This is a genomic window from Mesorhizobium sp. B2-1-8 (genome assembly GCF_006442545.2).
Classification (GTDB): domain Bacteria; phylum Pseudomonadota; class Alphaproteobacteria; order Rhizobiales; family Rhizobiaceae; genus Mesorhizobium.
Genome location: NZ_CP083952.1, coordinates 2759701 through 2785780 on the forward strand (window position 1 = coordinate 2759701; position 26080 = coordinate 2785780).

30 protein-coding genes are annotated in these 26080 nt (G+C 62.4%); 15 read left to right on the plus strand and 15 right to left on the minus strand.

The annotated features are described in order from the left end of the window. Positions 1 to 49: 49 nt before the first annotated feature. The 7 genes from FJ970_RS13515 to FJ970_RS13545 all read left to right on the plus strand — a co-directional run bounded on the left by FJ970_RS13515 (position 50) and on the right by FJ970_RS13545 (position 7357). On the plus strand, positions 50 to 955 hold the full coding sequence (locus tag FJ970_RS13515; RefSeq protein WP_140759780.1) for a Ku protein: 906 nt from the start codon (positions 50 to 52) through the stop codon (positions 953 to 955). Further along, positions 952 to 2100 (plus strand): tetratricopeptide repeat protein, encoded by a 1149-nt coding sequence (locus FJ970_RS13520; RefSeq protein WP_140759777.1) that lies wholly within the window; start codon positions 952 to 954, stop codon positions 2098 to 2100. The genes FJ970_RS13515 and FJ970_RS13520 overlap by 4 nt, the downstream gene beginning before the upstream one ends. Positions 2101 to 2315: 215 nt before the next feature. Next, positions 2316 to 2960 (plus strand): alpha/beta family hydrolase, encoded by a 645-nt coding sequence (locus FJ970_RS13525; RefSeq protein WP_140759771.1) that lies wholly within the window; start codon positions 2316 to 2318, stop codon positions 2958 to 2960. 6 nt (positions 2961 to 2966) lie between these two features. Beyond that, on the plus strand, positions 2967 to 3737 hold the full coding sequence (locus FJ970_RS13530) for an exodeoxyribonuclease III (RefSeq protein ID WP_140759768.1): 771 nt from the start codon (positions 2967 to 2969) through the stop codon (positions 3735 to 3737). Between the two features lie 1061 nt (positions 3738 to 4798). Beyond that, positions 4799 to 5200, plus strand: coding sequence for a sugar 3,4-ketoisomerase (locus FJ970_RS13535; protein WP_140759765.1), 402 nt, complete (start codon positions 4799 to 4801; stop codon positions 5198 to 5200). Positions 5201 to 5302: 102 nt separating this feature from the next. Further along, on the plus strand, positions 5303 to 6520 hold the full coding sequence (locus FJ970_RS13540) for an FAD-dependent oxidoreductase (protein WP_140759762.1): 1218 nt from the start codon (positions 5303 to 5305) through the stop codon (positions 6518 to 6520). Continuing rightward, positions 6521 to 7357, plus strand: coding sequence for a glycosyltransferase family 2 protein (locus FJ970_RS13545; protein ID WP_140759759.1), 837 nt, complete (start codon positions 6521 to 6523; stop codon positions 7355 to 7357). Positions 7358 to 7391: 34 nt separating this feature from the next. On the opposite strand, the gene FJ970_RS13550 is transcribed toward FJ970_RS13545, so the two are convergent. Then, complete coding sequence (locus FJ970_RS13550; RefSeq protein ID WP_140759756.1) at positions 7392 to 8132, minus strand: sulfotransferase family protein; 741 nt, start codon at positions 8130 to 8132, stop codon at positions 7392 to 7394. A 244-nt stretch (positions 8133 to 8376) separates the two neighbouring features. On the opposite strand from FJ970_RS13550, the gene FJ970_RS13555 reads away from it, so the two are divergent. Continuing rightward, a complete protein-coding gene (locus tag FJ970_RS13555) occupies positions 8377 to 8595 on the plus strand; it encodes an exopolysaccharide production repressor protein (protein ID WP_318013036.1) in 219 nt (72 codons plus the stop codon). 52 nt (positions 8596 to 8647) lie between these two features. Here FJ970_RS13555 and FJ970_RS13560 read toward each other — a convergent pair whose 3' ends face one another. Next, positions 8648 to 8923, minus strand: coding sequence for a hypothetical protein (locus FJ970_RS13560; protein WP_140759750.1), 276 nt, complete (start codon positions 8921 to 8923; stop codon positions 8648 to 8650). A 792-nt stretch (positions 8924 to 9715) separates the two neighbouring features. Here FJ970_RS13560 and FJ970_RS13565 point away from each other — a divergent pair. Beyond that, entirely contained in the window at positions 9716 to 10018 is a 303-nt protein-coding gene (locus tag FJ970_RS13565; protein ID WP_140759747.1) for a DUF1236 domain-containing protein, read from the plus strand. 95 nt (positions 10019 to 10113) lie between these two features. On the opposite strand, the gene yghU is transcribed toward FJ970_RS13565, so the two are convergent. Next, positions 10114 to 10980, minus strand: a complete 867-nt coding sequence (gene yghU / locus FJ970_RS13570) for a glutathione-dependent disulfide-bond oxidoreductase (RefSeq protein ID WP_140759744.1) — start codon at positions 10978 to 10980, stop codon at positions 10114 to 10116. Positions 10981 to 11197: 217 nt separating this feature from the next. On the opposite strand from yghU, the gene FJ970_RS13575 reads away from it, so the two are divergent. Both FJ970_RS13575 and FJ970_RS13580 read left to right on the plus strand, forming a co-directional pair. Further along, positions 11198 to 12103, plus strand: coding sequence for a S1C family serine protease (locus tag FJ970_RS13575; RefSeq protein WP_140759741.1), 906 nt, complete (start codon positions 11198 to 11200; stop codon positions 12101 to 12103). Positions 12104 to 12119: 16 nt separating this feature from the next. After that, positions 12120 to 13106, plus strand: coding sequence for a LysR family transcriptional regulator (locus FJ970_RS13580; RefSeq protein WP_140759738.1), 987 nt, complete (start codon positions 12120 to 12122; stop codon positions 13104 to 13106). Here the strand turns inward: FJ970_RS13580 and FJ970_RS13585 are convergent. Both FJ970_RS13585 and FJ970_RS13590 read right to left on the minus strand, forming a co-directional pair. Next, complete coding sequence (locus FJ970_RS13585) at positions 13103 to 13831, minus strand: SDR family oxidoreductase (protein WP_140759735.1); 729 nt, start codon at positions 13829 to 13831, stop codon at positions 13103 to 13105. The two genes, FJ970_RS13580 and FJ970_RS13585, sit on opposite strands and share 4 nt — an antisense overlap. Positions 13832 to 13955: 124 nt before the next feature. Then, on the minus strand, positions 13956 to 14411 hold the full coding sequence (locus tag FJ970_RS13590) for a MarR family winged helix-turn-helix transcriptional regulator (protein WP_140759732.1): 456 nt from the start codon (positions 14409 to 14411) through the stop codon (positions 13956 to 13958). 65 nt (positions 14412 to 14476) lie between these two features. Between FJ970_RS13590 and FJ970_RS13595 the strand changes: the two genes are divergently transcribed. Further along, a complete protein-coding gene (locus tag FJ970_RS13595) occupies positions 14477 to 14950 on the plus strand; it encodes a cupin domain-containing protein (protein ID WP_140759729.1) in 474 nt (157 codons plus the stop codon). 33 nt (positions 14951 to 14983) lie between these two features. Here FJ970_RS13595 and FJ970_RS13600 read toward each other — a convergent pair whose 3' ends face one another. Next, complete coding sequence (locus tag FJ970_RS13600; protein WP_140759726.1) at positions 14984 to 15328, minus strand: VOC family protein; 345 nt, start codon at positions 15326 to 15328, stop codon at positions 14984 to 14986. 194 nt (positions 15329 to 15522) lie between these two features. Here FJ970_RS13600 and FJ970_RS13605 point away from each other — a divergent pair, with 194 nt between their 5' ends. After that, positions 15523 to 16122 (plus strand): YdeI/OmpD-associated family protein, encoded by a 600-nt coding sequence (locus FJ970_RS13605; protein WP_140759723.1) that lies wholly within the window; start codon positions 15523 to 15525, stop codon positions 16120 to 16122. 6 nt (positions 16123 to 16128) lie between these two features. Here the strand turns inward: FJ970_RS13605 and FJ970_RS13610 are convergent, their stop codons facing one another. The 3 genes from FJ970_RS13610 to FJ970_RS13620 form a co-directional block, all read right to left on the minus strand. After that, the gene (locus FJ970_RS13610) at positions 16129 to 16758 is read right to left on the minus strand and encodes a glutathione S-transferase family protein (RefSeq protein ID WP_140759721.1); all 630 of its coding nucleotides are present in this window, start codon (positions 16756 to 16758) and stop codon (positions 16129 to 16131) included. Positions 16759 to 16923: 165 nt separating this feature from the next. After that, positions 16924 to 17211: a hypothetical protein gene (locus tag FJ970_RS13615; RefSeq protein ID WP_140759869.1), complete on the minus strand. Its 288-nt coding sequence runs from the start codon at positions 17209 to 17211 to the stop codon at positions 16924 to 16926. Between the two features lie 147 nt (positions 17212 to 17358). Then, positions 17359 to 17673, minus strand: coding sequence for an EthD family reductase (locus FJ970_RS13620; RefSeq protein ID WP_140759718.1), 315 nt, complete (start codon positions 17671 to 17673; stop codon positions 17359 to 17361). A gap of 274 nt (positions 17674 to 17947) precedes the next feature. On the opposite strand from FJ970_RS13620, the gene FJ970_RS13625 reads away from it, so the two are divergent. Further along, positions 17948 to 19570, plus strand: a complete 1623-nt coding sequence (locus FJ970_RS13625; protein WP_140759715.1) for an ABC-F family ATP-binding cassette domain-containing protein — start codon at positions 17948 to 17950, stop codon at positions 19568 to 19570. Positions 19571 to 19638: 68 nt separating this feature from the next. Here the strand turns inward: FJ970_RS13625 and FJ970_RS13630 are convergent, their stop codons facing one another. From FJ970_RS13630 to FJ970_RS13645, 4 genes are all read right to left on the minus strand, one after another. After that, positions 19639 to 20079: a hypothetical protein gene (locus tag FJ970_RS13630; protein WP_140759712.1), complete on the minus strand. Its 441-nt coding sequence runs from the start codon at positions 20077 to 20079 to the stop codon at positions 19639 to 19641. Between the two features lie 140 nt (positions 20080 to 20219). Then, positions 20220 to 21473: a c-type cytochrome gene (locus FJ970_RS13635; RefSeq protein ID WP_140759709.1), complete on the minus strand. Its 1254-nt coding sequence runs from the start codon at positions 21471 to 21473 to the stop codon at positions 20220 to 20222. After that, positions 21470 to 23236: a GMC family oxidoreductase gene (locus FJ970_RS13640; protein WP_140759706.1), complete on the minus strand. Its 1767-nt coding sequence runs from the start codon at positions 23234 to 23236 to the stop codon at positions 21470 to 21472. The genes FJ970_RS13635 and FJ970_RS13640 overlap by 4 nt, the downstream gene beginning before the upstream one ends. 5 nt (positions 23237 to 23241) lie before the next feature. Further along, on the minus strand, positions 23242 to 23934 hold the full coding sequence (locus tag FJ970_RS13645; protein ID WP_227792120.1) for a gluconate 2-dehydrogenase subunit 3 family protein: 693 nt from the start codon (positions 23932 to 23934) through the stop codon (positions 23242 to 23244). A 310-nt stretch (positions 23935 to 24244) separates the two neighbouring features. On the opposite strand from FJ970_RS13645, the gene FJ970_RS13650 reads away from it, so the two are divergent. Continuing rightward, positions 24245 to 24610, plus strand: a complete 366-nt coding sequence (locus FJ970_RS13650; protein WP_140759703.1) for a hypothetical protein — start codon at positions 24245 to 24247, stop codon at positions 24608 to 24610. 25 nt (positions 24611 to 24635) lie between these two features. On the opposite strand, the gene FJ970_RS13655 is transcribed toward FJ970_RS13650, so the two are convergent. Both FJ970_RS13655 and FJ970_RS13660 read right to left on the minus strand, forming a co-directional pair. Next, a complete protein-coding gene (locus FJ970_RS13655) occupies positions 24636 to 25346 on the minus strand; it encodes a hypothetical protein (protein WP_140759700.1) in 711 nt (236 codons plus the stop codon). A gap of 163 nt (positions 25347 to 25509) precedes the next feature. Then, complete coding sequence (locus tag FJ970_RS13660; protein ID WP_140759697.1) at positions 25510 to 25968, minus strand: hypothetical protein; 459 nt, start codon at positions 25966 to 25968, stop codon at positions 25510 to 25512. Between the last annotated feature and the right edge of the window lie 112 nt (positions 25969 to 26080).

Below are 26080 nucleotides of genomic sequence, written 5' to 3' on the forward strand. Positions count from 1 at the left end.
CGAAGCGCTGCGAATTAACTGTCAGCGCATGGCCGCGTAGGAGTTCATCATGGCGCCCAGGGCAAGTTGGAAAGGTTACCTCAAGCTTAGTCTGGTCAGCTGTCCGGTGCGGCTATACCCCGCCACCAGCGCCAGCGAACGCATCTCGTTCAACCAGCTGCACAAGAAGACCCACAACCGCATCAACATGAAGCCGGTCGACCCTGAACTGGGGCTCGTCGAACGCGCGGACCTGGTCAAGGGCTACGAGTACGAGGACAAGCAGTATATCATCATCGATGATGCCGACCTCGACGCGGTGCGTATCGAATCCAACCACACGATGAACATCGAGGCCTTCGTCGACGAGGACGAGGTCGACGTCATCTACCAGGACGCGCCCTATTACATGGCGCCGGACGGGGCGATGGCGGAGGAAACCTTCGCGGTGCTTCGCGAGGCCATGCGCAAGTCCGGCAAGCTCGCCATCGCCCGGCTGGTGCTGTCCAGCCGCGAGCGCGTGGTGACGATCGGCGCGCGCGAGAACGGCATGTTCGTGTGTACGTTGAGAAATCCGAACGAAGTGCGCGGCACGGCTGAATATTTCGGAAACATTCCGGCCGGCAAGCCTGACCCGGAAATGCTGCAGCTAGCCGAAGCGCTGATCAAGCAGAAGGAAACCACCTTCGATCCGAAGAATTACGAGGACCGCTACGAGATCGCGCTGATGTCGATGATCCGCGAGAAGCTGAAGGGCCACAAGCCGATCATCGCGGCGGCGCCGGAGCGCGGCAATGTCATCAACCTGATGGACGCGCTGAAGGCCAGCCTGTCGCAGTCGAAGCCGCCGGCCAAGTCGAAGAGCAAGGCCGACGAGGTCGCCAAGCCCGCCGCCAAGAAGGCGGCAGCGGGCGGTGCGCCTGAAAATCCGCTCAAGGCCAACCTGCTCAAGGCGGTCGGCAAGAGCAAGAAATGACGGCACCGGCCGTTCCGGGTTCCGTCTTTGGTACGATCGGCGCGCTGGCAGCGTTTCCGCTCAGGCTCGCCGCGCGCGAGGTGGAGCGTCAGCACGGCCAACTCAGGCGCGGCGTCACCAGGCGTACCACGCATGTCGTGTTCGGACGGACGCTGCTGGCCAAGGCTGGGCTGGCCAAGGCTGGGCTGGCCAAGACTGGGCTGACCAAGGCGGGCGACGGCGAGATCGAACGCCGTCTCGGCGCCGAGCGCGCGGCCGGGCGTATTGTTTTGAGCGAGAGCGGTTTCCTGCGGCTACTCGGTCTGATGAAGGCGCCCGAGGCGTCTTCGCTGTCGCGCCAATCGCTGATCGACCAGTCCAGGCTGTCCGGCCCCGATCTCGACCTGTTGTCGCTCTTCGATGCGTTCGAGCATGACGCGGAGCCCTATTCCTTCCGCGACCTGATCCTGGCGCGCAAATATGCCGGGTTGATCGCCGGCGGCGCCACATGGGGCGCGATCGCGCGCTCTGTCCATCGCTCCGGCCCCGTCGCTTCGCTCACCGCCAAGTCGCTCAATGTCGGCTCGCAGCATGGCCGGCCCGACGCGATCTACCTCGAAGGCGGCCAGAGCGAACTCGACGGGCAGTTGCTGTTCGATCTGGGCGCAGCGGCACAAGGCGACGATACGCTGGAAGACTTTTTCGCCGAGGCGGAAGCCGCCGAGGAGGGTGGCGATCATGACGGTGCCGCCGCACTCTACCAGCGCTGCCTCGCCATCGATCCCACCGACGCCATCGCCGCCTTCAACCGCGCCAACTGTTTGCGCGGGTCCGGGCGCGTGGCTGAAGCCGCGCACGATTATGCCCGGGCGATCAAACTCGACCCGGCCTTCGTCGAAGCCTGGTTCAACCTCGCCGGGCTGATGAGCGAACAAGGTCGCGACGCCTCGGCGCGACGGCATTTGCAGAAGGCGATCGGGCTCGACAAAACTTACGCCGATCCTGTCTTCAACCTGGCGCGGCTTGAATTCGATGCCGGCAATTTGCTCGAAGCGCGGCGGCTGTGGGTGCGGTATCTGGAGCTCGACGCGGTGTCGGAATGGGCTGGGGTGGCGGCCAGGGGCGTCCAGTTCGTGGATATGCAATTGGCGAAGTCGGCGGGGTGAGGGTTGGTCATGCCCGTGCTTGAACGCCCCCCTCTGGCCTGCCGGCCATCTCCCCCTCAAGGGGGGAGATCGGCTGTCGCGGGCGCTTTCGCCAATCATCAGCCGTGGAGAATTGGCGCAACGATCAAGCGGCCAATCTCCCCCCTAGAGGGGGAGATGCCCGGCAGGGCAGAGGGGGGCGCGAAGGAACTCGGCTTCCGTAAGATGGGCTTTCCATGACCACCTTCCTCTTCGATGGCCACGACACCGCTCCCGCCACCATCCTGCTTGCGCATGGCGCGGGTGCCTCCATGGACTCCCCCTCGATGACCGCCGCCGCCAAGGCGCTCGCCGCCGTCGGGTTCCAGGTCGCGCGCTTCGAGTTCCATTACATGGCGGCGCGCCGCTACGGCCAGCGCAAGCCGCCGCCGCGCGCTGAGACGGTGAACCCGGAATACATCAAGGCGATCGCCGACCTCAGGGCGAAGGGTGTGACGGGCAAGCTCATCATCGGCGGCAAGTCGATGGGCGGGCGCGTCGCCTCGATGGTCGCCGACGAGATGTTTTCCAAGGGCGAGATATCGGGACTGGTCTGCCTCGGTTATCCCTTCCATCCGCCCGGCAAACCCGAGCAATTGCGGACAAAACATCTCGCCGGGCTGAAGACGCCGACGCTGATTTTTCAAGGCACGCGCGACGAGTTCGGCACGAAGGACGAGGTCGCGACCTACGGTCTTTCCGATGCGATCGAAGTGATCTGGCTCGAGGACGGCGACCATGATCTCAAGCCGCGCAAGAGCATTTCGGGTTTCTCGACCGCGGATCATCTGACGACGCTGGCGGAGACGGTGAAGGCGTGGGCGGGCAGGATCGCCCCCTGATCCCCGATGAAGATCGCCTCCTTCAACATCAACAACATCAACAGCCGGCTGGACAACCTGCTGGCATGGCTCGCCACCGCAAGACCCGATGTCGTGTGCCTGCAGGAATTGAAGGCGCGCGACACGCAGTTTCCGCGCACCGCGCTTGCCGACGCCGGCTATGGCGCGGTGTGGAAGGGCGAGCCGACCTGGAATGGCGTCGCCATACTCGCGCGCGGTGCCGAACCGGTGCTGACCCGCGATGCCTTGCCCGGCGACGATGCCGACCGGCAGAGCCGCTACGTCGAGGCGGCGGTGGACGGCATCATCATCGCCTGCCTCTATGCGCCCAACGGCAATCCGCAACCGGGGCCGAAATTTACCTACAAGCTCGCCTGGCACGCGCGACTGGAGGCGCATGCCGAACAACTGCTCGACACTGGCCTGCCTGTCGTGCTGGCCGGCGACTACAACATCGTGCCCGAGCCGCGCGACATCTATGCCACACGCTCCTATGACGACAACGCGCTGGTGCAGCCGGAAAGCCGCGCCGCCTTCGCCTCGCTGCTCGAACAAGGCTGGACCGATGCGTTGCGCAAGAAATATCCGAAGGAGACGCTCTACACCTTCTGGGATTACCGCCGGAACCGCTGGCCGCGCGACGCCGGCCTGCGGCTCGATCACATCCTGCTGTCGAAGACGCTCGTACGCCGGTTGAACGGGGCGGGCATAGACCGCGACGTGCGCGGGCAGGACGGCGCCAGCGACCATGCGCCGGTGTGGGTGGAATTGGGGTGAGCAGAAACTTTAAGCTTTAAGAGGCTAGGAATCGCGAATAGCAACGGCAACAATCATATACGATGGCGAAATCCGACTTGTGGCATCATTTCAAGATGCGAGTGTTGATCGCGCTGCCATCGGCGAGCCAGGCTCTTCGGCCAGACTGCCCATCTCTCCCTAGCCCAGCGGATACCGCGCCCGCATCCTTGTCGTCACTCCTGACGGCCGCACGCGACCCTTTCCGCAAGTCATCTCTGGCGCTAAGCTCGCAGCCCAGCGGGCTGGCAGCAAAGCCGTAGTACCCAGGCGCTTGCCATGGTCGACGCAGGCGGGGGGCGCATTGTTGGGGTGTGCTCGGCGCCCGCGCCAACCAGGGCGGCTCGTACCGCCGCGACAACACCATCGCACATTGGATGACGGCCGAAACTTCCGCGAAAGCGGAATAGGCAGGGGCTGCAAGGCCCGGCATCCTAGCGGGGTATGGTCGGCCAACCATGAGGCGGGCGGGCACGACGCGTTGCCGTCTGCTCCGAGAGGCCGTGCGTCCGCGGATCGAACCATCCGGTTTTCCTTATAGGACCAAGGTCTTGTATGGTGTGCGCAAAGGTCCGAGAGGGCCTGTTCGGTTCCGGCAATGTCCATTGGACGTTCCGCTATTTCATCCAATCGAGATATAATTAAGCGGCCTCACCACCATGTGAGAAGGGGAAGTCTGGTCGGACGGCCATGGACTGGTGACCCGTCCGGCAGTACCCCGGTCAATTCCTGGGGTCAGCCCTGGCATAAATCAAGTCGCATGGTCGCGCGCTGTCACTTTGGCAGCGGGGCCGAAGCGCCAGCCGTCCGGCCTTGTTCTGGTTGATCGGTTACAGCATGTCGCGGCGAATAGGATTCGCCTGACCTGCTGTAAGCTTCTGATTTTATGCATGTCGTTATCCCGGAACCGAGGACACTTCCGGGCGACATGCATTAGAAAATAATTGTGCGGCAGCCGGCGCTGCTATCATTATCCACATCGAAGAACGACGTCGCCATCCTGGCCGCACACCGGCAGGATAACAGGCTTGGGAGGGGGCACGATGGCGGACCGGGTCTTGTTTGGCGGCAAGGTCGCAGAAATCTCAATATCGGTTCATGGTGACGCCAGGGGGGTCCTGACGCTCGTTCAGTTCGGCAGATTCGGCTTTCAACCGCGGAGGGCGTTTGTGGTCACCGCACCGCACGGGACGACAAGGGGAGGACATGGTCATCGTACGGGGCGACAGCTGTTCATGCATGTCTCCGGAGAGATATACATTGCGCTTCGGTATCGGGAGGAGGTCGAGCAGATCGTTCTGGATTCAACAAACAAGGCCGTGCTCATCGAAGCGCCGGTCTGGTCGAGCCAGACGTATCACGGCGACAATCCGACCATGATCGTTTTCAGCGATACGGAGTATGACCCGAAGGGCTATTTGTTGGATGTGGAGTCGGGCCAATGACCACGGAAGTGTGTCTCCGAGACAATTGGCAGCCATGACTGAAGGCCGGCAGGTGCTTTGCGCAGAGGCCGCCGTGCGGCGGTGCGCTGCGGTTTGTTGCCCATGAAGCTCACTCGCGGCAGAGTGGCGATCCTTGGCGCCGGGATCATGGGCGCCAGCCTTGCCATCATGATGGCAAGACTGGGTTGCGCGGTTACGCTCTTCGACAAGGAGGACGAGCCGCTCAGCTGCGCCAGCCGTTGGAACGAGGGGAAGATCCACTTGGGCTACCTGTATGGTGCCGACCCCTCGATGCGCACGGCAAGGCATGTCATTCCGGGCGGGCTGCGTTTCGGCAAGCTCATCTCGCAATTGCTCGACGAAGATCTTCGGCCACACACGACCTCGGCTGACGATGTCTACCTTGTCCATCGCCGTTCGGTAGTCGATGCGCAGACGCTGTCTGGCACATTTCGTAAAGTGGATGCGCTGCTGCGTGAGCATCCGGACGCATCGCAATATCTGGTCGACGTGTCAAAAGCTGGTTCCGTGCGTCTTTCGCGAGCCGAGCTTGCCGCAATGACAGATAGTGACGACATCGTCGCCGGGTTCCGGGTGCCTGAGCGATCGGTCGATACTCAGTGGATCGCCGATCGGATGGTCGAGGTGGTGAGGAGCGAACCGAACATTTCGCTGCGAATGAGGTCGAAAATCCTCTCGGCGACGCCGACAGATGGAATCGAAGGGCAATGGCGGGTTGCGGCTGAGACCGGGAGGGAGACATTCGACGTCGTCGTCAACTGCCTTTGGGAAGGCCGGCTTGCAATCGATCGGCTTGCGGGTATCGAACCAAGCCCCGGCTGGTCTCACCGATATCGCCTTAGCCTGTTCGGCTGCACCGGCCAGCCGGTCGATGTTGTATCATCGGTGATTGCGCTCGGTCCTTTTGGCGACATCAAGAATTATGACGGGCGTCGTTTCTATATCTCATGGTACCCAACTGGCTTGGTTGCGCAAAGCGGCGCATTGACGTTAGCACAACCCGACGAAATCGCCGTGAATCGGAGACAGTTCTTCGTCGATGAGGTTCGCACGGAGATCACCAGGTTGATCCCGGACGCCTCTCGCCTCTTCGAATCGGCACAGACAATCGACATCCGGGGCGGGTTCGTCTTTGCACAGGGGCAAGGCTCTCTCAGCGACCTCGGCGCCACGATTCACCGCCGTGATCTGTTTGGCACTGCCCGGCGCGGCAATTATCTGTCCGTCGACACGGGAAAATATTCGACTGCTCCCTGGCTTGCTGACATGCTGGCAAAGCAACTTTACGGCGTTGGCTGAATGCATGACACACACACCCAGCCCGGCTGGCACCCACGGGTTACGGCTTTGGTGCCGTGCCATAATGCGGCCGCGTTCATTTCCCGCACGCTTGACAGTCTCGCCTCCCAGACATGGCCGAACCTGGAGATATTGATCGGCGAGGACCGCTCGACCGATGCCACGCCGCAGATCGTCGCTAAATTCGCCGCAGGGCACCGCAATGTGCGTGTCCTCAACCGGCAACACAATCTCGGGTGGCTAAGGAACACCAACGACCTCATGGCCAGTGCAGAAGGCGAGTTGATGTTCTTTGCCTTCCATGATGACGTTGTCGATCCAACGTATGTGGAAACGCTTGTGCGAGCGTTGCAGGACAATCCCTCGGCGGTGCTGGCCTATAGCGACGTGGAAGTGATCGAGGTCAACGGCGACAGCGCGACCAGCACCTTCGACCGGTTGTCGGGACTTCATAGTAGCCTGTCGCGGGGCCTCGTTATGGCGCAACAGCCGCATGGCTGGTGGGTTCCCAATCGCGGGCTGTTCAGGGCATGGGCATTCCATCGCAGCGGCGGGATAAAGCCCAATAGCCAAGGCGAATACTGCGCCGACTGGACTTGGCTTCTGCATCTGTCATTACTCGGCGCCTTTGTGCGTGTGCCGCAGGTGCTATGTCACAAGTATTATCGCCCGGGGAGCATCAGCAAGGCTTGGACCCACCACCGAAGCCAGCGAAGAGCCCTCAGGGCCGCGGGGCTCAGGGAAATCTGGCACAGCAGCCTTCCCTGGGCGCAGCGTGCGATCCTTCTGACCGCCATGATGACGAGGCCATGGCGATTGAGAAAGCGTCGCAGATGACCATTGACCCACCATCTCAATTTTTGCGACTAGTCTAGCCCAGCCACCACCACAATGCCGCGATCACCGCCGCGATGGCGGCCACCGTCAGCCCCAGCATGATGTAGGAACCCTTGATGATGTCGCGGATGATCTTCTTGATCGTTTCGCGGTCGTTCAGGTTGGGGAAGGGCTCGTTCGGCTGCGCCACGTCGAGAAAATGACAGAGCGGACCCCAGCCTTCACTGACCTTGTAGACCAGCAGCTTTTCCGGCGGTACGGCGGCCTTCACTTCGTCGACATAGCTGACGTAGCGGGCCACCGCCTTGTCGCGGTCGCCCATGACGCCGGCCAGTGTGCGGCCCCAGATGAGCTTGCGCGACATGTCGCCGAACTTCCGGCCGAACGGGGTGAGCCATTCCAGGATCTTGAACTGCCACAGATTCTCGGTGAAGTAGATCGTATCGATGGTGCTTTCATACCACGCTTCGGCGCCGCGCGGGTGCAGCGTCAGCAGCACCTTGGCGTCGGGATAGGCGGCCATCAATTCCTTCCAGACGCAGCAGCCTGGATTGTCGACGGTGGCCGTATAGTTGGCGAACACGCGGTTCCAGTCGTGCTGGGTGCCTGGCGAGCTGTTGGCCACCTTGCGCCAGAAATCGAGATGGCCCTTATTGGCCTTGTTTATGATCACTTCCTGCATGTGGTAGCAGGGCAGGCCGAGCTTGTTCAGCGCGGCAAAGGTCGACCATGTGCCGGTGCGGCCGAAACCAGCTCCGATAAGCTTGAGCGTCATTCCCCGATCCCCCCGGTCTTCTTCTTTTCCCGATTACCGCGGTCAGTGAGCACCAAACTGCTCCTGCCAAGGCCGCCGCGCAACGAATTTCTACGTGGATGTCGAGCGGGAGATCGAGTACTTGCGTAGTTGCTAAAATAATGAAAGCCTGTGTGCAGGTGTGGAGATTTGGAGGGAGTCGCCGGGACAGGAACGGTTTCGGCGATCTTGAAGGCTGATGTATTTTGGGCCATTTCTCGTCGGGATGTCAGCGACCACGATCCTTATCGCGGTCTGGGCCTATATGGCCACCGGTTCGTTCTGGGAGGCGCTTGCCTGGACAGTGGTGACGTTGGTTGTCTTGCAGGTCGGCTACTTCGTGCTCGTCCTGGGGCTGATCTACAGGCGTGAACAAGACGCCGCCGCAAGCGAGGATTCGGTCAACACCTTGCCGCCGCTGCGTAGGGATCGCGTCCGGCTTTGAACTCGGCTGGGATGGCGAACCTCGCGGGTCCGCCATCCCTTGCCTAAAGACGTCAGGCGTGGCCGGCCAGCGCGTTCAGCTTGGCGCAGAATTCGGCATGCGGCTTGCTCATCGCGGCGTCCTGGCATTCCTTCATCATCGCGGTCTGGTTCTTCTTCGACATTTTCGCCCAGACCTTCTTCATGGCAGCGTCCGACTTCATGGTCTTCATGGTCTTGTCGGTGAAGAAGGGTGCCATCATCTTCGGCTCGTCGAGAATGCCAGCAAGTGCCGAGCCGGCAATCACGGTGGCAGCCAACACTCCCAGGCAGACAGTTTTGATATTCATGGATCCATCCTCCCCTGTTCCGGCCGCCGGTTTGGCGACAGCTCGTGTTTAATACCATCAGCCCATGGTCATTTAGAGACTACTTATATTATTGAACGGTCACGTTTTGGTGAGGCGATGCGCTGAAAGCCGCTTGGACCGGTTGGCTACCAGCCTATCCATTCGTGAGCGCCCCAGGCAAGGCCGACAAGCGGCGCCATGAACGCGAAAATGACAAACACCAGCGTAAAGGGGTGCTTGGTCACGGGAGGGCGGGGAGCCATGGCGCGATATCCGTGCTGAAAATTTCGTCAGGAAAAATACAGGACACCAACGCCATGAAGTCGACATCGTTGCATCCGGTGCAGCCACGCTACGCGCCCCGCTGGAACCGGATGCCGACGCCGGGCGTTTTCCTGATGTGACCGGTGAGGCGCCACCTCCACCGGTCTTTGGTGGCTCGCTCTGCTCCCGGCAGGGCGAGCCTTTTTTGGACGCTCGGCAGGTCTTCGGAACGACACCCGGCTGCACACGTTAGTTATCGGCAAGACGGTGTGCGAACCGAACCATCCACGGAAGACGTCTTCGGTCGCCTTTTCAAGGCATGACGTTTTTGCTTCTGTCAATAACATGTAGAAATTTCTGGCGCACGCAAAGCATATCTTTGCTGACATCCTCACGCTCGGCGCTAAAAGAATGTGGCATATTGTTGGTTATTTGCCATATTTATTTCAAGAAAAGGGATGGAACCTCCGGGTTACGGACGAGTTTACCTCCAGGGCGGGACTGGAATCGCCAACCATGGAGATTGTCATGAAACGTTATCTTACGAGTGCCGCAGCTGCCATCGTCCTGCTGGGCGGTGCCGGCGTGGCCCTGGCGGACAGCACCGTCGTTGTGCAGCCAGAGCAGGAAACGGTCGTTCGCGAATACATCAAGAGAGAGCCGCTGGCGTCGGTGAACCTGCTCGGCGTCGAACTCAAGCTCGGCTCGCCGGTACCGGACAAGGTCGAACTGCGCGAAGTTCCCAACGTCAGGTACCGCGTGGCAGTGATCAATGACGAGACCGTGCTGGTCGACCCCGATACCCGTCAGGTCGTCGAGGTGCTGCACTGATCCGTCTCACGCATCAAGCAAAAAGCCCGTCACCGATTTTAACACTGGTGACGGGCTTTTTGTTTTGACGCCGGCCTTCGACAGCTGTCCCGAATCTACTCGGCGGCCAGCTTGTCCTGTGTCTTCGTGTCGAAATCGCTGGCATCATGGCGTTCGTGCAGCTGCATGGCCGGTTCGCCGAAGGCGCGGTTGACCATGCGGCCACGCCTCACCGCGGGTCGTTTGTCGATCGCCTTCGCCCAGCGCTGCACGTTCTTATACTCGTGCACCGAAAGGAAGGTGGCGGAATCGTTATACTGCCTGCCGAGCGCCAGCCCGCCGTACCAGGGCCAGACCGCCATGTCGGCGATCGAATAGCCGGTGCCGCCAAGATATTCCACCTCGGCCAGACGGCGGTCGAGCACGTCGAGCTGACGCTTAACCTCCATCGAGAAGCGGTCGATGGCATATTCGAACTTTGCCGGCGCATAGGCGTAGAAATGGCCGAAGCCGCCGCCCAGATAGGGGGCCGAGCCCATCTGCCAGAACAACCAGGACAGGACTTCGGCACGGGCCGGCTGTTCGGCCGGCAGGAATTCGCCAAATTTTTCGGCGAGATAGACCAGGATCGAGCCGGATTCGAAAATGCGCACCGGGGTCTTGCCGCTGCGATCCATCAGCGCGGGGATCTTGGAATTCGGGTTGATGTCGACGAAGCCGCTGCCGAACTGGTCGCCATCGTTGATGCGGATCAGCCATGCGTCGTATTCGGCGCCCTCGTGGCCAAGTGCCAGGAGCTCTTCCAGCATCACCGTCACCTTGACGCCGTTTGGCGTCGCCAGCGAATAAAGCTGCAGCGGGTGCTTGCCGACCGGCAGTTCCTTGTCATGCGTCGGTCCGGCGATCGGCCGGTTGATACTGGCAAAGGCGCCACCATTGCCCTTGCTCCAGGTCCATACTTTCGGCGGGGTGTATTCGGTCATGTCGGCTCTCGTATCGTGGGAGGATGGGCAGGTTACCCATAGCTAGGGCTGCGGACAGGGAAGTTCAACTTGTGTTGAACTATTGTCAATGCGGGGCGCGACGCATCGCCCTGCCAGGCGTTCGCCCTATGGCCACCGCTTCTCACCCCTTGCAGCATCTCCCCCGTGGCATACCTATAGAAGAAGCCGCCAGGCATTCGCATCGCAGGACAAAATCATGACCATCAATCCCAATCCGCGCTCCGTGGTTGCCGTGCGGGCGACCGTTCCGGAGGACGCGTTTACCGCCGGCGCGCTGGGTACACTCCGGGAAGGCAGCGGCGTCGTCATCCGCGATGACGGGCTGGTGCTGACCATCGGTTATCTCATCACCGAGGCGGAGGAGGTTTGGCTGACCTCGCATGACGGGCGCGTCATCCCGGCGCACGCGCTGGCCTACGACCAGGAATCGGGCTTCGGCCTCGTTCAGGCGCTGGCGCCGACCGGTCTGCCGGCAGTCGCGCTGGGCGATGCCGGCAAGGCCAGGATCGGCGACTCGGTGGTGCTTGCCGACGGCATCGGCCGGGCGGTCGAGGCCAAGATCGTCACCAAGCAGGAATTCGCCGGCTATTGGGAGTATCTGCTCGACGAGGCGATCTTCATCGCGCCGGCGCATCCGTCCTGGGGCGGCGCGCCGTTGTTCAACGCCGAGGGGGCGCTGCTCGGCATCGGTTCGCTGCGCCTGCAGATGAGCCGCGCCGGCGAGGTTGCCGATATCAACATGGTGGTGCCGATCGACCTGTTGCCGCCGATCCTCGACGATCTGCTCACGCGTGGCCACGTGGCCAAGCCGCCGCGCCCGTGGCTCGGCGCGCTCTCGGCCGAAAGCGACGGTAAGGTGGTGGTGATGAGTGTGACCGAGGGCGGCCCGGCGGCCAAGGCCGGCCTTCGCGAAGGCGACGTCATTTCGGAGGTCCGCGACGGTACGGTCGATGGGCTCGCCGATTTCTATCGCAAGCTTTGGGAAAGCGGTTCGGCCGGTGCCGAGATCCCGATGCGGGTGGTGCGTGACGGCCGCGAGACCTGGCTGCGCGTCAAGTCCGCCGATCGCGGTAGTTTTTTGAAGAAGCCGCAGCTGCAGTAGCGGCGTTGCATCGATAATGCATCCCAGACTGCTCAAGACCTTTCTTGCCGTGGCGCGCAGCCGCAACATCACGCGCGCCGCCGAGACGGTTCATCTCGCTCAGTCGAGCGTCAGCGACCAGATCCAGTCGCTGGAGGCCGAGTTGGGTGCTGTCTTGTTCGCGCGCTCGAAGGCGGGGCTGGAATTGACGCCGGCCGGTCTGGCGCTGAAGCCCGTCGCGGAAGAATTGCTGCGGCTCGACGGCGAGGCGCGTGCCGCCGTTCAGGCTGCGTCCGGGCAGACCAGCGGCGCGTTGACCATCGGTGCGCTGGAGACGATTGCTTCGGCCCGGCTGGCGCCCTGGCTGCCGGGGTTCCAGGCCAGTCATCCTGACATTGCGGTGCGGATGAAGGTGACCGACAGCGGCACGCTGCTGCGCCAGCTGGAGGACGGCGACATCGATGTCGCCTTCTGCTTCGATCGCCGCGATGCCTCGAAGGGCGGTGCCGATCAACGCTTCGCCAGGCACACGATAGCGGCCGAACCGCTGGTGCTGGTCGCAGCGCCGGGGCAGAACCTGGTTCCGTGCGACCTTGCCGCCCTTGCCGCAAAACGTTTCGTGGCGACGGAGCCTGGATGCATCTACCGGCACATGTTCGATACCGCCTTCGCCGAGGCGGGCATCGGTGCCTCGGAACTTGCCGCCGAAGTCGGCAGCATCGGCGCCATTGCCCGGCTGGTGGCGGCCGGCGTGGGGCTGGGCCTCGTTCCACGTCTGGCTGTCAGCGACGCGCTCGAGCGTGGTGAACTGATCGAACTGCCGTGGCCTGGCCGAGCCCAAGCGGCGCCGCTGACGATGATCTGGCGGCGCCGGCGCGTCCAGCCGCCGGCGCTCCGGCACCTGCTTGCCGCCGCGCGCGACACACTGGCGCCGGCAAGCTCCGGTGCCGGCTCAGGACCTGAATCGGCGAACCGCTCCAACCCCTTGTTTGCAAACAATTCCGGGAAAGCCGTCGTCAGCTAGACCAAGCGATGCCCGCCCTCGACATGCAGCGTCGTGCCGGTCGTAAAACCATTGCCCATGAGGAAGAAAATGGCGTCGGCGATGTCCTCGGGCTGGCCGATCCTGCCGACCGGCAGCCGCTCGGCCATCGCCGCAAGCGTCTCTGCCTTCCTGTCGCCGGCCACCTGCGCCCAAATCCCGGTATCGACCCAGCCGGGCGAGACGGCGTTGACGCGGACCGGTGCGAGTTCTATCGCCAACGCCCGCACCAGCCCTTCGAGCGCGGCATTGACGGCGGCGACGACCGAGCCGCGCGCGGCCGGGCGATAGGCGGCGATGCCGGAAACGAAGGTTATCGAGCCGGTCACGGCCAGCCCTGGCGCGCCGTGCTTGGCGAGCAGCAACGGGCCGAAGAGCTTGCTGTCGACCACGCGTCGCGCCGCCTCGAGATCGAGCTCCGGCAACAGCCGGTAGGCGCCTTCGATATCGGCGGCGGTGCTGACGATATGGTCGAGACCGCCGATCCCGGCGAACAACGCCGCAACCTGGTCTTCCCGCGTGATGTCGACAATGGCTGTTTCGAGGGCGGCGGGATTGCCCAGCGCCTCGCGTGCCTGCCGCAGCCTGTCCTCGCCGCGCCCGGCGATGACGACTTTGGCCCCGGCTTCGAGGCAGCGCCTTGCAAGCGCGAGACCCATGCCGGAGCCGCCGCCGACGATCAGGATTTTCGGGTTCGAAAGGTGCATTTCGCTCTGCCTTTGTTGGAGGGACAAGGGCAGGGATTGGCAGCTCGATGCGGAAAGCGGAAACGGAAGAAACCGATGGTGTCATCGGAGATGCCGATGGTGCCGGCGGCATATGAGCGCCATCTCAGCGCACCAGCGGGCTGTCCCAGACGACGAACAGCAGTGCTTTCAGTTGGGCAAAGCGCTCCGGTCCGAGTTCGGTGCGCCACTCCTCTTCGATGTCACGCAATATGTCGACCATTTTCCAGAAAGCGGCGTGGCCGCGCTCGGTGGACCGCACCACGCGCGCGCTGCCTTCGCCGTCGGAGCGAAGGAGATAGCCATAGCTTTCCAGACTGCTGAGCAACTGGTTGATCGCCTGCTTGCTCATGCCGGCACGCTCGGCGATCGTGCCGGGCCGCGCGCCATTCGGGCCGGGAAACTGCAGCACCGCCATGTGCGGCAGGCGCAATTCGTCGAAACCGGCGGCGTTGAGCTCCTTGATCAGCCGGCGCTGGATTGCCTGGGCAGGCACGCGCAGCAAGGCGCCAATCAACAGGTCCTCGGTCTTGGTCTGCAGTACTTCGGTGGAGGTGGCCATTGACGATCCGGTAAATTGAGTTTACTGATTGCTAGTAAATGTAATTTACCGGAGGAGTTTGCGCAATGTCATCCATGAATCTTCAGGTCAATCCAGCCGAAGAGACCATCGGCGACAAGATGCTATCGATTCGCTTCCTGGTGACGGGCGACAGTTCGAACGGCAGCATCGCCGCCTTCGAGTTAAAAGTGGCTGGCGGATCGCGGCTGCTGGCGCCGGCGCACAGCCACGATCATTATGAAGAGACGATCTACGGCGTTGACGGGGTGCTGACCTGGACCGTCGACGGCAAGGCGATCGATGTCGGGCCGGGAGAGGCGCTATGCATTCCACGCGGCGCCGTCCACCGGTTCGACAACAAGGGTGCCGACGACGCAACGGTACTGTGTATCGTGACACCGGCGGCGATCGGCCCAGACTATTTTCGCGAGATTTTCGCAATGTTCCATGCCGCCGCCGGTGGCCCGCCGGACAAGGCCAGCATGATGGAGATCATGCGCCGCCACGGCCTGACGCCGGCGGCACCGACACCGGCGTAGAGCGCGAGCTCAGCTCCTGGGGCTGCGGCGGCTCTATTCCCGCTCCGCACTCGCGAACACCACCAGATTGCCATCGGGATCGCGCATCCGCATGATCCAGAAATTGTCGGCTTTCTCGATCGGGCCGGGTTCGAGGCCTGCATCCACCGGTCTCTGCCGCTCCGGCGCCAGCGGCAGGACGCCGAGCGTCAGCGTCGAGGTGCCGGCTTTTTCCTTGTCCTCGAAGAGCTGCACCTCGGCGCTTTCCGTGAACTGCCATCCGGCAAGGCCGGGCATCGGCCGGCGCAACGGCGGCTTGCCGAAGAGCTTTTCGTACCAGACGATGCTGGGCTCGAGGTCGGAGCAGCTGACATGGGCAAAAACCGTCTGCACGGCCATCGCGATCCTCCATGGCGATTGCACTCCTGCCGGAACGCGGCGATGGATGGTGCGTTCCGTGCCTGGCGCAGCGTGCCCCTTACTGCTGACGAAAATTGGTAGTGAACCATGCCATGATGCCGGGAATCGCACGATGCCGGAGGCAAGATGACAGCAACGCTAGCGACAACGACACTGATTGGGCAAGCGCACTGATGGCGCCGGTCAAGGTCGATCCCGACAAGGTGCGGGAATTTCCCGACGCGGCGAGCTTTTACGCCTGGCTCAGCGAACACCACGCCACGGAAACCGAAGTGTGGATCAAGGTGCACAAGGTGGGGTCGGGACTGAAGTCGATCACGCCGAAGGAAGCCATCGATGTCGTGCTGTGCTTCGGCTGGATCGATGCCGTGCGGAAGGGGCTGGACGAGAACAGTTTCCTGCAGCGCTACACGCCGCGCGGCAAAAACAGCATCTGGAGCAAGATCAACGTCGACAATGTCGCGCGCCTCGTCGAGGAGGGCCGCATGACCGAGCATGGGTTGAGAGAGGTCGAGGCAGCCAAGGCAGACGGGCGCTGGGCGCGCGCCTATGGCAGTGGCAAGGAGATGAAAATCCCCGATGATTTGCAAAAGGCGATCGATGCCGAGCCGGCGGCCAAGGCGATGCTGGAAAAGCTCAGCGCACAGAACCGCTTCTCGCTCGCCTTCCGGACCCACAACATGAAGACCGAGGCCGGCCGCAAGAAGAAGATCGAAACCTTCGTGGCAATGCTGAAGCGTGGCGAGACGATCTATCCACAGGGAAAGAAGTAAGGTTGCTCAGGCGCCCGAATGCGGGTCGATGGCGTAGGGATGGACGGGGTAGCCGGGTCCGACGGCATCGCGCACGCGGTCGGTCCATGCGGCGAACGCCGGATAGTCCGCGAGAGAAAAGCCGCAATCCCTGGCAAGATGGCTGTAAGCGTAGACGGCGATGTCGGCGATGGTGAAGTCGTTGCCGGCCAGAAACGGCGCCTCGCCAAGGCTTCGGTTCAGGGCGGCGAGCGTGCGGGCTCCGGCCTCGCGCTTGCCGGCCACCATGGCCTGGTTGCGCTTGAGCCGTCCGGTCAAGGTCCAGAAGCGCAGCGAGCCGATGACGGGCTCGACATTGTATTGTTCGAAGAACAGCCACTGCATGACCTTGGCACGCCGATAGCGGTCTGACGGCAGGAAGGGTGTGCCCTCGGCAAGATAGGCGAGGATTGCATTGGATTCGGCGATGGCGCTGCCATCCTCGAGTTGAAGGACCGGAACCGCGCCTGCCGGATTGAGTGCGAGGAAGGCGTCGGTATGGCTCTCGCCCTCGAAAATCGAGACGGGGTGGCTGTCATAGGGAATTTTGAGCATGCCGAGCAGGACCCGGACCTTCCAGCCGTTCTGCGACGGCAGATAATCGTGAAGCGTGAGCATGACCGGTCCTCTTGATGGGTGAACATCGCATGGCGCGACGCCTGCCGACACCCGATTCCTGCGCAACGAATTCATGCAGTCGGTCGCACGATGGCTGCGATCGTGCTTACGCCGACAACTGACACGGCGGGACCGAGCGCAATAGCCAGACCTTTTGGGCTGCCGTCACTGGTCGAGGTCGACCGGTGTCACGCCGAGGAGCTTCAGGGCGTTGGCGTAGGTCCGGATGCCTTGCGCTTGCTTGCGCTCCGCACAGAACCGGTTCGCCTTGTCCTGCAGCGCCGTTGCCTCTGCGATCTGGCTCGCACTGGCACCCGGTCTGGCCTTGGTCCGGATAGCGCCGTCGAGTTGAAGACCGAGCCGGCTGCAATATTCGCTGCGAGTGACAGCCGCCTCCGCGCCCGGCTGTGCGACCGGGAGCATGGCAAGCGAAATGCCAATCACGGCGCCCATCCATCCCCGTTGCATTGCAGGCGATATCCCTTGGCGTTGTCCGGCGGCCGCTGTCCGGCCGCCACGGGATCGTTATCGCAGACGATCTTTTCGCCAGTTTTTCCCGGATGTTGAATCTTGTTTCTGGAGTGTGTCTGGAGGCTGGGTTCACACTTCGTCGGCGTCGAACAGCAGCATCGTCAGATCGTCGTCGCCCGGGGCCAATATCCGCCGGTCGGCGGCACAGGCAACGCCGATTTCGCTGGCGAATGCGGCGCGGATGTCATCGAGGCTGTCGAAATACAATGTCCCGACCAGATACGGCATCTCGCCCGCCGAGAGCTTGATCATGGGCCGCCTGCTGACATCGTAGCGCCGCAGGCCGGGGAGCTTCTTGGCGAGCGGTATATGAACGTCGAAATAGTGCCGGTCGAACGCGGCCGGATCGGCCGGGGTTTTGTAAATCACAAGCATCTTGGCCATTGCCGTGGTCCTGTCCTGTTGTTGTCGATGGTCGGGCCGTGCGGGCCGCCAACCCGAAGTCGTTCGACATTGGCGGATTTCGACCGCCGGTCGATTTTTATGTGCGCGGGCAGGGGAGAGCGGCTATGCAGACAGCCGATTTCCCCCGCTGAGGAGATCGGCGCCTCGCGCCCCGTCAGGCATCTGCGGCGCTTCTGCCTCTTCCCCCGACATCGTCATTCGCGTAAGTGCGCGGGCAAATCCCAATTCCGCATCGATACCCCTTGGAATTCCCATGATCAGACTTGAAAACATCGGCAAGCAGAACGGCCGTCAGCTTGTCTTCATCGAGGCGTCGGCCTCGCTGCAGAAGGGCGAGAAGATTGGCCTCGTCGGACCGAACGGCGCCGGCAAGACGACTTTGTTTCGTATGATCACGGGCCAGGAACAGCCGGACGAGGGCCAGGTGCAGGTCGATCGCGGCGTCACCATCGGCTATTTCAGTCAGGATGTCGGCGATATGGCGGGCCACAGCGCGGTGGCCGAGGTGATGAACGGCGCCGGGCCGGTGAGCGACGTGGCGGCCGAGATGGCCGAACTCGAGGCTGCCATGGCCGATCCAGACCAGGCCGACCGGATGGACGAGATCATCGAACAATATGGCGAGGCGCAGCACCGCTTCGAGGAACTCGACGGCTATGCGCTGGACGGACGTGCGCGCGAAGTGCTGGACGGTCTCGGCTTCAGCCAGGAGATGATGGACGGCGATGTCGGCAAGCTGTCGGGCGGCTGGAAGATGCGCGTGGCGCTGGCCCGCATCCTGCTGATGCGGCCCGATGTCATGCTGCTCGACGAACCGTCGAACCATCTCGACCTGGAAAGCCTGATCTGGCTCGAGCAGTTCTTGAAGGGCTATGACGGCGCGCTGTTGATGACCTCGCACGACCGCGAGTTCATGAACCGCATCGTCAACAAGATCGTCGAGATCGATGCGGGATCGCTCACCGCCTATTCCGGCAACTATGAATTCTATCAGCAGCAGCGGGCGATCGCCGACAAGCAGCAACAGGCGCAGTTCGAGCGCCAGCAGGCGATGCTGGCCAAGGAGATCGCCTTCATCGAGCGCTTCAAGGCGCGCGCCTCGCATGCAGCCCAGGTGCAGAGCCGGGTGAAGAAGCTCGACAAGATCGACCGTGTCGAGCCGCCAAAGCGCCGCCAGGTGGTGAATTTCGAGTTCCAGCCGGCACCGCGCTGCGGCGAGGACGTCGTGACCTTGAAGAACGTGCACAAGGCCTATGGCAGCCGCACCATTTATGGAGGGCTCGACTTCCAGGTCCGCCGCCGCGAGCGCTGGTGCATCATGGGCGTCAACGGCGCGGGTAAGTCGACGCTCCTGAAGCTGGTGGCCGGCGCCTCCGATCCCGACACCGGCACGGTGGCGCGGGGACCGAGCGTGAAAATGGGCTATTTCGCCCAGCACGCCATGGAGTTGCTCGAAGGCGAGCGCACCGTGTTCCAGACGCTGGAGGACAATTTCCCGCAGGCCGGCCAGGCGCCGCTTCGGGCGCTCGCCGGCTGCTTCGGCTTTTCCGGTGACGAGATCGAGAAGAAATGCCGGGTGCTGTCGGGCGGCGAGAAGGCGCGGCTGGTGATGGCGCTGATGCTGTTCGACCCGCCCAACCTTCTGGTGCTGGACGAGCCGACCAACCACCTCGACATCACCACCAAGCAGATGCTGATCGAGGCGCTGTCGCAATATGAAGGCACGATGCTGTTCGTCTCGCACGACCGGCACTTTTTGGCCGCGCTGTCGAACCGCGTGCTCGAATTGACGCCCGAAGGCATCCACACCTATGGCGGCGGCTACACCGAATATGTCGAGCGCACGGGACAGGAAGCGCCGGGCTTGCGGAGCTAATTCGAGTTTTCATTGGATGCGCGAAGCGCGTCGCGTGATCATGGCGACGCGCTTCTGGAAATGATGGCCTACCTCAGCGAGATGCTCATGCCGCTGAGATCGGCGTTGACCTGCAGGCCCACCTGTCTGCCCGTGAGTTCGAGCTGGGCGCCCCTGTCGTTGGTCATCACGATCACCTGGGCGCCTCTGCCGAGCGCGCCGCCGCCGCCGGCCGCGCCATATACGCCAGTCACGTCCCGAGCGCGCTTGATGTGGCGCACGGTGCCCTGGAAATAGGTCTTGGAGACGCCGAAGGCGAGGCCGCCCGAGACGCCGCCGATCGAGATCGGATATCTGCGGCCATGAAAGGTCAGCGTGCCCTCGCCACCGGAACCGCCGACAAAGAAAGCCGCCTTGTAGACGGAGAAGCGGATCTTACCGCTGTCGGCATGCGCGGCGCTGGCAAGGCTGACGCCCGCTGTGGCGATCACGGCTACGGCGATTGAACGAAATCCGGACGAAATAGTCATGATGGAGCTCCTGAAGGTGGCCGTCGGCAAGAATGTCAGCGTGGCATCAAAGTTACAACTGAACAGTCTTGCCCATCATTGGTTCCAAGCGGCGGTCTGAATCTGGCGGCGGCGCTCTCGCCGGAACACCCGGTTCAGCCTTAGTAGGCGCTGTTTACGGCCTGCACTGAATCGCGCAGCGCCTTGACGTCCCCAGCGGAGACTGGCTCGGCTTGATTTCCCCAGGCATTTCGGATGTAAGTCGCCACTGCGGCGACCTGATCGTCCGAGAGTTTCCACCCGAACGACGGCATCGACAGCGCGTTCGGAATTGCCGGACCGGACGCGGGATGGCCGCCGTTCAGGATGAGCCGCACGACCGAAAGCGGCTGGCGGGACTGTACGGCAGCGCTGCCTTTCAGCGAGGGGAACATGTTCTTTACGCCGTCACCTCCGAGTTGGTGGCAAGCTGAGCATTGGTCGCCATAGATGCTCTTTCCCGCGCTCATCGCAGTCCCTTGGGCAGCGGACGGCTCCTCGGCGGGGGCAGCCGGCAGCGACTTGAGGTAGATCGCAATCGCCTTCAGATCCGCATCGCTCATTTTGGAGGTGGAATCTTTCACGACCTCAGCCATCGGGCCGTATGCGGTGGTGCGGTTGTTATGGCCGGCCTTCAGGAAGGCGACAATATCCTGATCGCTCCAAGTTCCGAGGCCGGTGCGCTTGTCGCCGGTCAGGTTCGGCGCGAACCAGTTCTGTATCTCGGATCCTTGGTAGCGTTGCGAGGTCTTGTCGGCGCCGAAGACGTCCTTCGGCGTGTGACATGCGCCGCAATGGCCAAGGCCTTCGACCAGATAGGCGCCACGGTTCCAGTCGGCCGACTGGTTCTTGTCAGGCTTGAATTCGCCTGGAGTGAAGAACAAGCGGTTCCATCCTGCCATTGCGATGCGGTGGTTCAACGGCCAGGTGAATTCATTGGGACGCTGCGCCGAGCGCACCGGCTCCAGCGTGCGCAGATAGGCGCGAATGTCATCGACGTCTCCGCGCGTCGCCTTGGTGAACCACGGGTAGGGGAAAGCCGGGTAGAGCCGCCTGCCGTCGGAGGCAACTCCTTCATGCATGGCGCGGTAGAACTGCTCTTCGTTCCAGGCGCCGATGCCGGTCTCCGCGTCGGGGGTTATGTTGGCCGAGTAGATCGTGCCGAAAGGCGTTCCGATCGGCCTGTTGCCGGCGAAGGGTTGGCCGTCGGGCGCCGTGTGGCAGGCCACGCAATCGCCTGCGGCGACGAGCTCGCGGCCGCGCTCCTGTCTGGAGAAATCGCCGATCTGGCCATGCGCGAGCGGACCGAACACCAGCATGCCCGCGCCGATCAGAGCGCCGCTGGCGGCAAGGGTGAGGAGGGCGCGCTGCCTCATGACTGGACCAATGGGCCGGGATGCTTGAGATATTGGTCGCGGATTGCCGTTGCCGCCCATAGGGCAAGCGCGCTCACCGTGCCGGTCGGATTATAGCCGCTGTTATGAGGGAAGGCGCTGGCGCCGACGACGAAGAGGTTCGGCACGTCCCAGTGCTGGAGATAGCGGTTGACCACGCTTTCCCGCCGGTTGACGCCCATGATCGCCCCGCCCGTATTATGCGTGGACTGATAAGGCGCGATGTCGTAGTGCGGACCGCGTGGCGATTTCTTGATTTCGCGCGGTTTCATAGCGTTTGCGATGTCCACCATCTTGCCCATGGCGAAATCCTGCAGCTTCAACTCGTTCTGCTTGAAATCGTAGGTCATGCGCATCAGCGGGCGCCCGTAGACGTCGCGATAGGTCGGGTCGAGGTCGAGATAGTTGGCCTTGTTGGGCATTACCGACCCCATCAGGGACAGCGACATAGAGGTCAGGTAGTTCTTCACGAACGCCTGCTTCCATTTGGCCCCCCATTTCGGCGTGCCTTCCGGCAGCAGCTCCGTCTCGATCGGCCTGCCGGTGGTCATATAGCCGCCAATGTAGCCGCCGTGGATGAAGCCGAGGCCGGCATGGTCGAAATTGTCGCCGTTCCAGTCGTCGACGATCATGCCCAGAGCGCCGGCGCCGACGAAGGGATTGAGGAGCTTGTCGTCGAAGAAAACGTCGACGGAAGGGGTGAGCTGGTAGCAGTAGTTCTTGCCAAGCGTTCCTTGCCCGGTCGCCGGATCGTATCTGGTGCCGATGCCCGAGGCCATCAAAAGGTGCACGTTGTGCAGGATGTAGGCGCAGACGATGACGAGCTCGGCCGGCTGCTCGAATTCGTTGCCATGGGCGTCGACATAGGTCACGCCAGTGGCATGCGCGCCGGAACCATCGAGGTTGATCCGCGTCACCTCGCACTCTGTCCGCAGGGTGAAGTTCTTCCTCTGCATGAGCACCGGCAGGATGGTCGTCTGGGCGCTCGCCTTGGAATAGTTCCCGCAGCCGAATTTCTCGCAGAAGCCGCAATAGGTGCAGGGCGCCATGCTGACGCCCAGCGGATTCGTATAGGCTTGTGACATGTTGCCCGAAGGGCATGGAAACGGGTGCAGTTTCAACGATGCGGCCGCTTCGCCGAACAACATGGGGCCATAAGTCTGCTTCATCGGGGGTGTCGGGTAAGGCTTGGAGCGCGGGCCTTCGAAAGGGTTGCCTCCGGCCTGTTTCTGCCCCTTCAGATTGCCGGTCTGGCCCGAGATGCCGCACAGCTCTTCCCAACGCGTGTAGTGAGGCTCCAGTTCGTCATAGGTGACGCCCCAGTCCTGAAGCGTCATATCCGGAGGGATCATCGCCTCCCCGTAACGAGCGGCAGTCTGGCGGCGGATTTCGAAATCGTAAGGCAGGAAACGGAACGCCTGGCCGTTCCAGTGCAGGATCGAGCCACCGACGCCGGTACCCGGCAGGAACGAACCGAGGCGTCGCATCGGCAAGGCCGTCTGGTCGGGCGTGTTGCGGAAGGTGAGTGTCTCCTGCGCGGTCTGCTCGAACAGGTGTCCATGGTAACGATAGCGCAATTCATCCTGGATGAAGGACGGCGCGAAATCGGTACTGGTCTCGCGCCAGCTGCCGCGCTCGATCGCCAGCACGTCGTGGCCGGCGGCGGTAAGCTCCTGCGCCATGATCGCCCCGGTCCAGCCGAACCCGACCAGCAGCACGTCGACGCCGGGAAGCCTTTGCGCCATGCCTGTTATCCCGCGCCGTTCCACGCCGGCCTGCCGCGAATGCCGACCGGCGGCTGGTCATAGCGTTCACCGTGCCGATCAACCCAATCCAGGTAGTTGTAGCGCGCGCCCGGGAAGCCCAGCATCTTCCAGCCAGCCATGTCCTTGTTGCCGCCATAGATCGGGTCCGAAAACATCCCTTCCTTGGTGTTTTGCCAAAGCATCTGGAAGAAGGTCTTGGCGTCTGCCCCGCCGAGATCGACCTTGCCACCCTCGAGGTCCGAAAGCATCGCATCTTGCGCTTCAACCGGGAGGTCCGCGAACAGCTTGCCCCCCTGCGCCGACATCGTATGTTCGTCGATCGCCTTGATAGCCGCGCGATAGAGATCGGCGGGCGTCATTCGCGACTGAAAGCCCTGCGTTTTCTCGCCCTTTGCCCACGGGCCCTGCATGTACCAATTGCCCGCGCGGCCATACGCGCCGGCAAGCTGATGGTCTATGAAAAGTGCCACCCCGCACGCCTTGGCGCCGGGACCGAGGTCGTCCTCAGGGATCAGTCTTTCAGTCGCCGACTGCACGAACGCGGCCTCGGCGGGCGTGAAGAAGGCAAACCCAGGGTTTTCGAGCGGCACGGGCGCATCGGCCTGATGCGGCAGCCAGGGGTCGTCGACGCCGCCTTTGATTTCCCGTGCAGCGGCCGTATTCGCGCCGAGCGTCACCGATGCCGCCGCCGAGGCTCCAACTGTCAGGATCTGGCGGCGACTGAAAGTGTTCGCGGGCATGGGAAGCGTCCATCGGATATGACGCTCCAACCTTCGAAATGATGGATTGTTCCCTGGCAGGGCCAATTTACCTTGCCGAACGAATTGAGCGGCGAGGAAACGGCGTTCTGAGAAAACCTTCGCCCGTTCTCTCTCAGCCGGCGGCGGGAAGACCGCAACGAAACGAGCCGGCTCTCTGGTCGCGGCGGTCTCGTTGTGGGATGGAGGCGCCCGTGTACTTTCTACGGTGGTTGGCAAGGGGTTTGGGATGAGAATTGTGACGGGGCTTGCATTGTCGGCATTGGCCGCGACGATGGCTGGATGCGCGACGTCTCCGGTCGACTATGGAGCCTCGCTTTCGCAGCAGGACCAGAAATGGGCGACGCCGCAATGCCAGCAAGCCCGGGCGAGGGCTTCGGACTACGCGGTCCGCGAAAAACAGCACCCGGGTTGGGAATTCGTCGCACTTGGCCCCTACGGGTTGGGGATCATAGCGGCCACCAAGGAGCACGAGCAGAAGCAACGAAAGCTGCTCGCCCGCAACGTGCACCTGCAATGTTCGAGCCTTCCCCTGCCGAAGGAGTTACAGGGCGATTTGAGCCCCGCCGGCCCAGACAAGGCGAAATATCCATAACCTGAAAACCGCCACGGATTTGCTTCTAGCGTAGCAATCCTTCTGCCTCGAACGTGTCCCAACCTTCGAGCTTTGGCGCATCATCCTTTCCGGAATTTCTGGTACGGCGAGCGTTGCCGGTGCGCTTGCCTGCTCGCGTCAGTGCGGCCTTGCCGGCCCCGCGCCGTCTGTTTTCGGACGCTTCCAGCGCATCCTCCTCCCGCCAGGCGGTCGCCAGGTCGCGATCGAGAACGTCCTCGATGTGGCGTGGATCGAAGACATGGAAGGTCACGGCCTTGGATCGCCCGCGCATCTTCACGGTGCGCGTGCCGATGCTTTTCAGGCGACCATCCCTGAGCCATTTGTGTCGTTCGCGCGACGAGATGGCGAGAATGTCCTCCGCCTCTCGCGGAAGCACGGGCAGTGCCTCGATTCCCTCCAGCGTCCTGGAGATGGTTGCCGAGGCGGCCTCAAACGCATCCGCGTCGGTCTGCGCCGTGCGCAAGACAATGCGGCCCGTCTCGGCCTTGGCAAATTTCCGCACCGTCCACGGCAGCTTGGCTCGAACTTCGCGTTCGATCCCCTTCAGGCGCAAGGAAGACCCAAGTGTCGCCGCTGGCGACAGCGGCCATTCGGCAACCATTGACGCGGTGCCCGTGCCTTGCTCGGCCGCGCGATTGGGGGCGGTGGCAATTTTCGCCGCGATGCCGCTCAGGATCTTCCGAAAGGAGCCGCGCTTCTTGTGTGCAGGGCTCATGTCTCTTTTTGCGCTCATTAGGTGCCTGCCGTGGAACGATCGTTCGCACGACAGACAACCGAAATCAGGATCAACAGTTCCCCAGGCATGCGCAGGCGGGGGTAGTGCATCAGTTTGAAATCTGCAAACTTAGCCCGCGCTTTATGAGAGATGGCACGCGGGTTCAACCAAGCCAATGATGTGCCATCCAGGCGAGATATAAGCCGGCTATGACCGCATGGATCAGACCGAATGAGCTTTTGGTGACGGGGTCGTGGTACGCTACGCGTCGCGGCCGATAGAATAGCAATTGTCGTTGCGAAACGATTAACATTCGCTCCATCTCGCGGTCCGCTTCCCGTCTCGCCAGTTTCGTATCCAGGAGCTCCTGAGCGTAGAGCTGTCTCGTATGCTCCAAAGCCGAAAGTGAGTTGTCATCAAGCCACCCTTTGAATTTTCCAGGTCTGATGAGGACTTTGGCGTGGGTAAATTCGCGCCGGCGGAGCCTCTCCGTCTTGGCAGCTTCGAAAGCCGCATGCCACTCTTCCCAAGTCGCCGGCATATCATCGGCTCCGGAAAGCTGGCGGATATGAGGATAATCCTTGGCAGTGTAAGCTGGGATAGCCCTGACTTTGCTGGCCATTGCAGTCTCCCCTTGTCCCAAGAAGAGGATGCGACATCGTAGGCTTTGGTGTCCAGATGGCGCTACCCAGCCTTAGCGAGTCCGGTGCCGCTTTTGGCAAACACATCGTCCG

Bases quoted from the DNA above. Each gene is read 5' to 3' on its own strand.
- FJ970_RS13515 (WP_140759780.1), top strand. From the start codon at position 50: ATGGCGCCCAGGGCAAGTTGGAAAGGTTACCTCAAGCTTAGTCTGGTC.
- FJ970_RS13520 (WP_140759777.1), top strand. From the start codon at position 952: ATGACGGCACCGGCCGTTCCGGGTTCCGTCTTTGGTACGATCGGCGCG.
- FJ970_RS13525 (WP_140759771.1), top strand. From the start codon at position 2,316: ATGACCACCTTCCTCTTCGATGGCCACGACACCGCTCCCGCCACCATC.
- FJ970_RS13530 (WP_140759768.1), top strand. From the start codon at position 2,967: ATGAAGATCGCCTCCTTCAACATCAACAACATCAACAGCCGGCTGGAC.
- FJ970_RS13535 (WP_140759765.1), top strand. From the start codon at position 4,799: ATGGCGGACCGGGTCTTGTTTGGCGGCAAGGTCGCAGAAATCTCAATA.
- FJ970_RS13540 (WP_140759762.1), top strand. From the start codon at position 5,303: ATGAAGCTCACTCGCGGCAGAGTGGCGATCCTTGGCGCCGGGATCATG.
- FJ970_RS13545 (WP_140759759.1), top strand. From the start codon at position 6,521: ATGCATGACACACACACCCAGCCCGGCTGGCACCCACGGGTTACGGCT.
- FJ970_RS13550 (WP_140759756.1), bottom strand. From the start codon at position 8,132: ATGACGCTCAAGCTTATCGGAGCTGGTTTCGGCCGCACCGGCACATGG.
- FJ970_RS13555 (WP_318013036.1), top strand. From the start codon at position 8,377: ATGTCAGCGACCACGATCCTTATCGCGGTCTGGGCCTATATGGCCACC.
- FJ970_RS13560 (WP_140759750.1), bottom strand. From the start codon at position 8,923: ATGAATATCAAAACTGTCTGCCTGGGAGTGTTGGCTGCCACCGTGATT.
- FJ970_RS13565 (WP_140759747.1), top strand. From the start codon at position 9,716: ATGAAACGTTATCTTACGAGTGCCGCAGCTGCCATCGTCCTGCTGGGC.
- yghU (WP_140759744.1), bottom strand. From the start codon at position 10,980: ATGACCGAATACACCCCGCCGAAAGTATGGACCTGGAGCAAGGGCAAT.
- FJ970_RS13575 (WP_140759741.1), top strand. From the start codon at position 11,198: ATGACCATCAATCCCAATCCGCGCTCCGTGGTTGCCGTGCGGGCGACC.
- FJ970_RS13580 (WP_140759738.1), top strand. From the start codon at position 12,120: ATGCATCCCAGACTGCTCAAGACCTTTCTTGCCGTGGCGCGCAGCCGC.
- FJ970_RS13585 (WP_140759735.1), bottom strand. From the start codon at position 13,831: ATGCACCTTTCGAACCCGAAAATCCTGATCGTCGGCGGCGGCTCCGGC.
- FJ970_RS13590 (WP_140759732.1), bottom strand. From the start codon at position 14,411: ATGGCCACCTCCACCGAAGTACTGCAGACCAAGACCGAGGACCTGTTG.
- FJ970_RS13595 (WP_140759729.1), top strand. From the start codon at position 14,477: ATGTCATCCATGAATCTTCAGGTCAATCCAGCCGAAGAGACCATCGGC.
- FJ970_RS13600 (WP_140759726.1), bottom strand. From the start codon at position 15,328: ATGGCCGTGCAGACGGTTTTTGCCCATGTCAGCTGCTCCGACCTCGAG.
- FJ970_RS13605 (WP_140759723.1), top strand. From the start codon at position 15,523: ATGGCGCCGGTCAAGGTCGATCCCGACAAGGTGCGGGAATTTCCCGAC.
- FJ970_RS13610 (WP_140759721.1), bottom strand. From the start codon at position 16,758: ATGCTCACGCTTCACGATTATCTGCCGTCGCAGAACGGCTGGAAGGTC.
- FJ970_RS13615 (WP_140759869.1), bottom strand. From the start codon at position 17,211: ATGGGCGCCGTGATTGGCATTTCGCTTGCCATGCTCCCGGTCGCACAG.
- FJ970_RS13620 (WP_140759718.1), bottom strand. From the start codon at position 17,673: ATGGCCAAGATGCTTGTGATTTACAAAACCCCGGCCGATCCGGCCGCG.
- FJ970_RS13625 (WP_140759715.1), top strand. From the start codon at position 17,948: ATGATCAGACTTGAAAACATCGGCAAGCAGAACGGCCGTCAGCTTGTC.
- FJ970_RS13630 (WP_140759712.1), bottom strand. From the start codon at position 20,079: ATGACTATTTCGTCCGGATTTCGTTCAATCGCCGTAGCCGTGATCGCC.
- FJ970_RS13635 (WP_140759709.1), bottom strand. From the start codon at position 21,473: ATGAGGCAGCGCGCCCTCCTCACCCTTGCCGCCAGCGGCGCTCTGATC.
- FJ970_RS13640 (WP_140759706.1), bottom strand. From the start codon at position 23,236: ATGGCGCAAAGGCTTCCCGGCGTCGACGTGCTGCTGGTCGGGTTCGGC.
- FJ970_RS13650 (WP_140759703.1), top strand. From the start codon at position 24,245: ATGAGAATTGTGACGGGGCTTGCATTGTCGGCATTGGCCGCGACGATG.
- FJ970_RS13655 (WP_140759700.1), bottom strand. From the start codon at position 25,346: ATGAGCCCTGCACACAAGAAGCGCGGCTCCTTTCGGAAGATCCTGAGC.
- FJ970_RS13660 (WP_140759697.1), bottom strand. From the start codon at position 25,968: ATGGCCAGCAAAGTCAGGGCTATCCCAGCTTACACTGCCAAGGATTAT.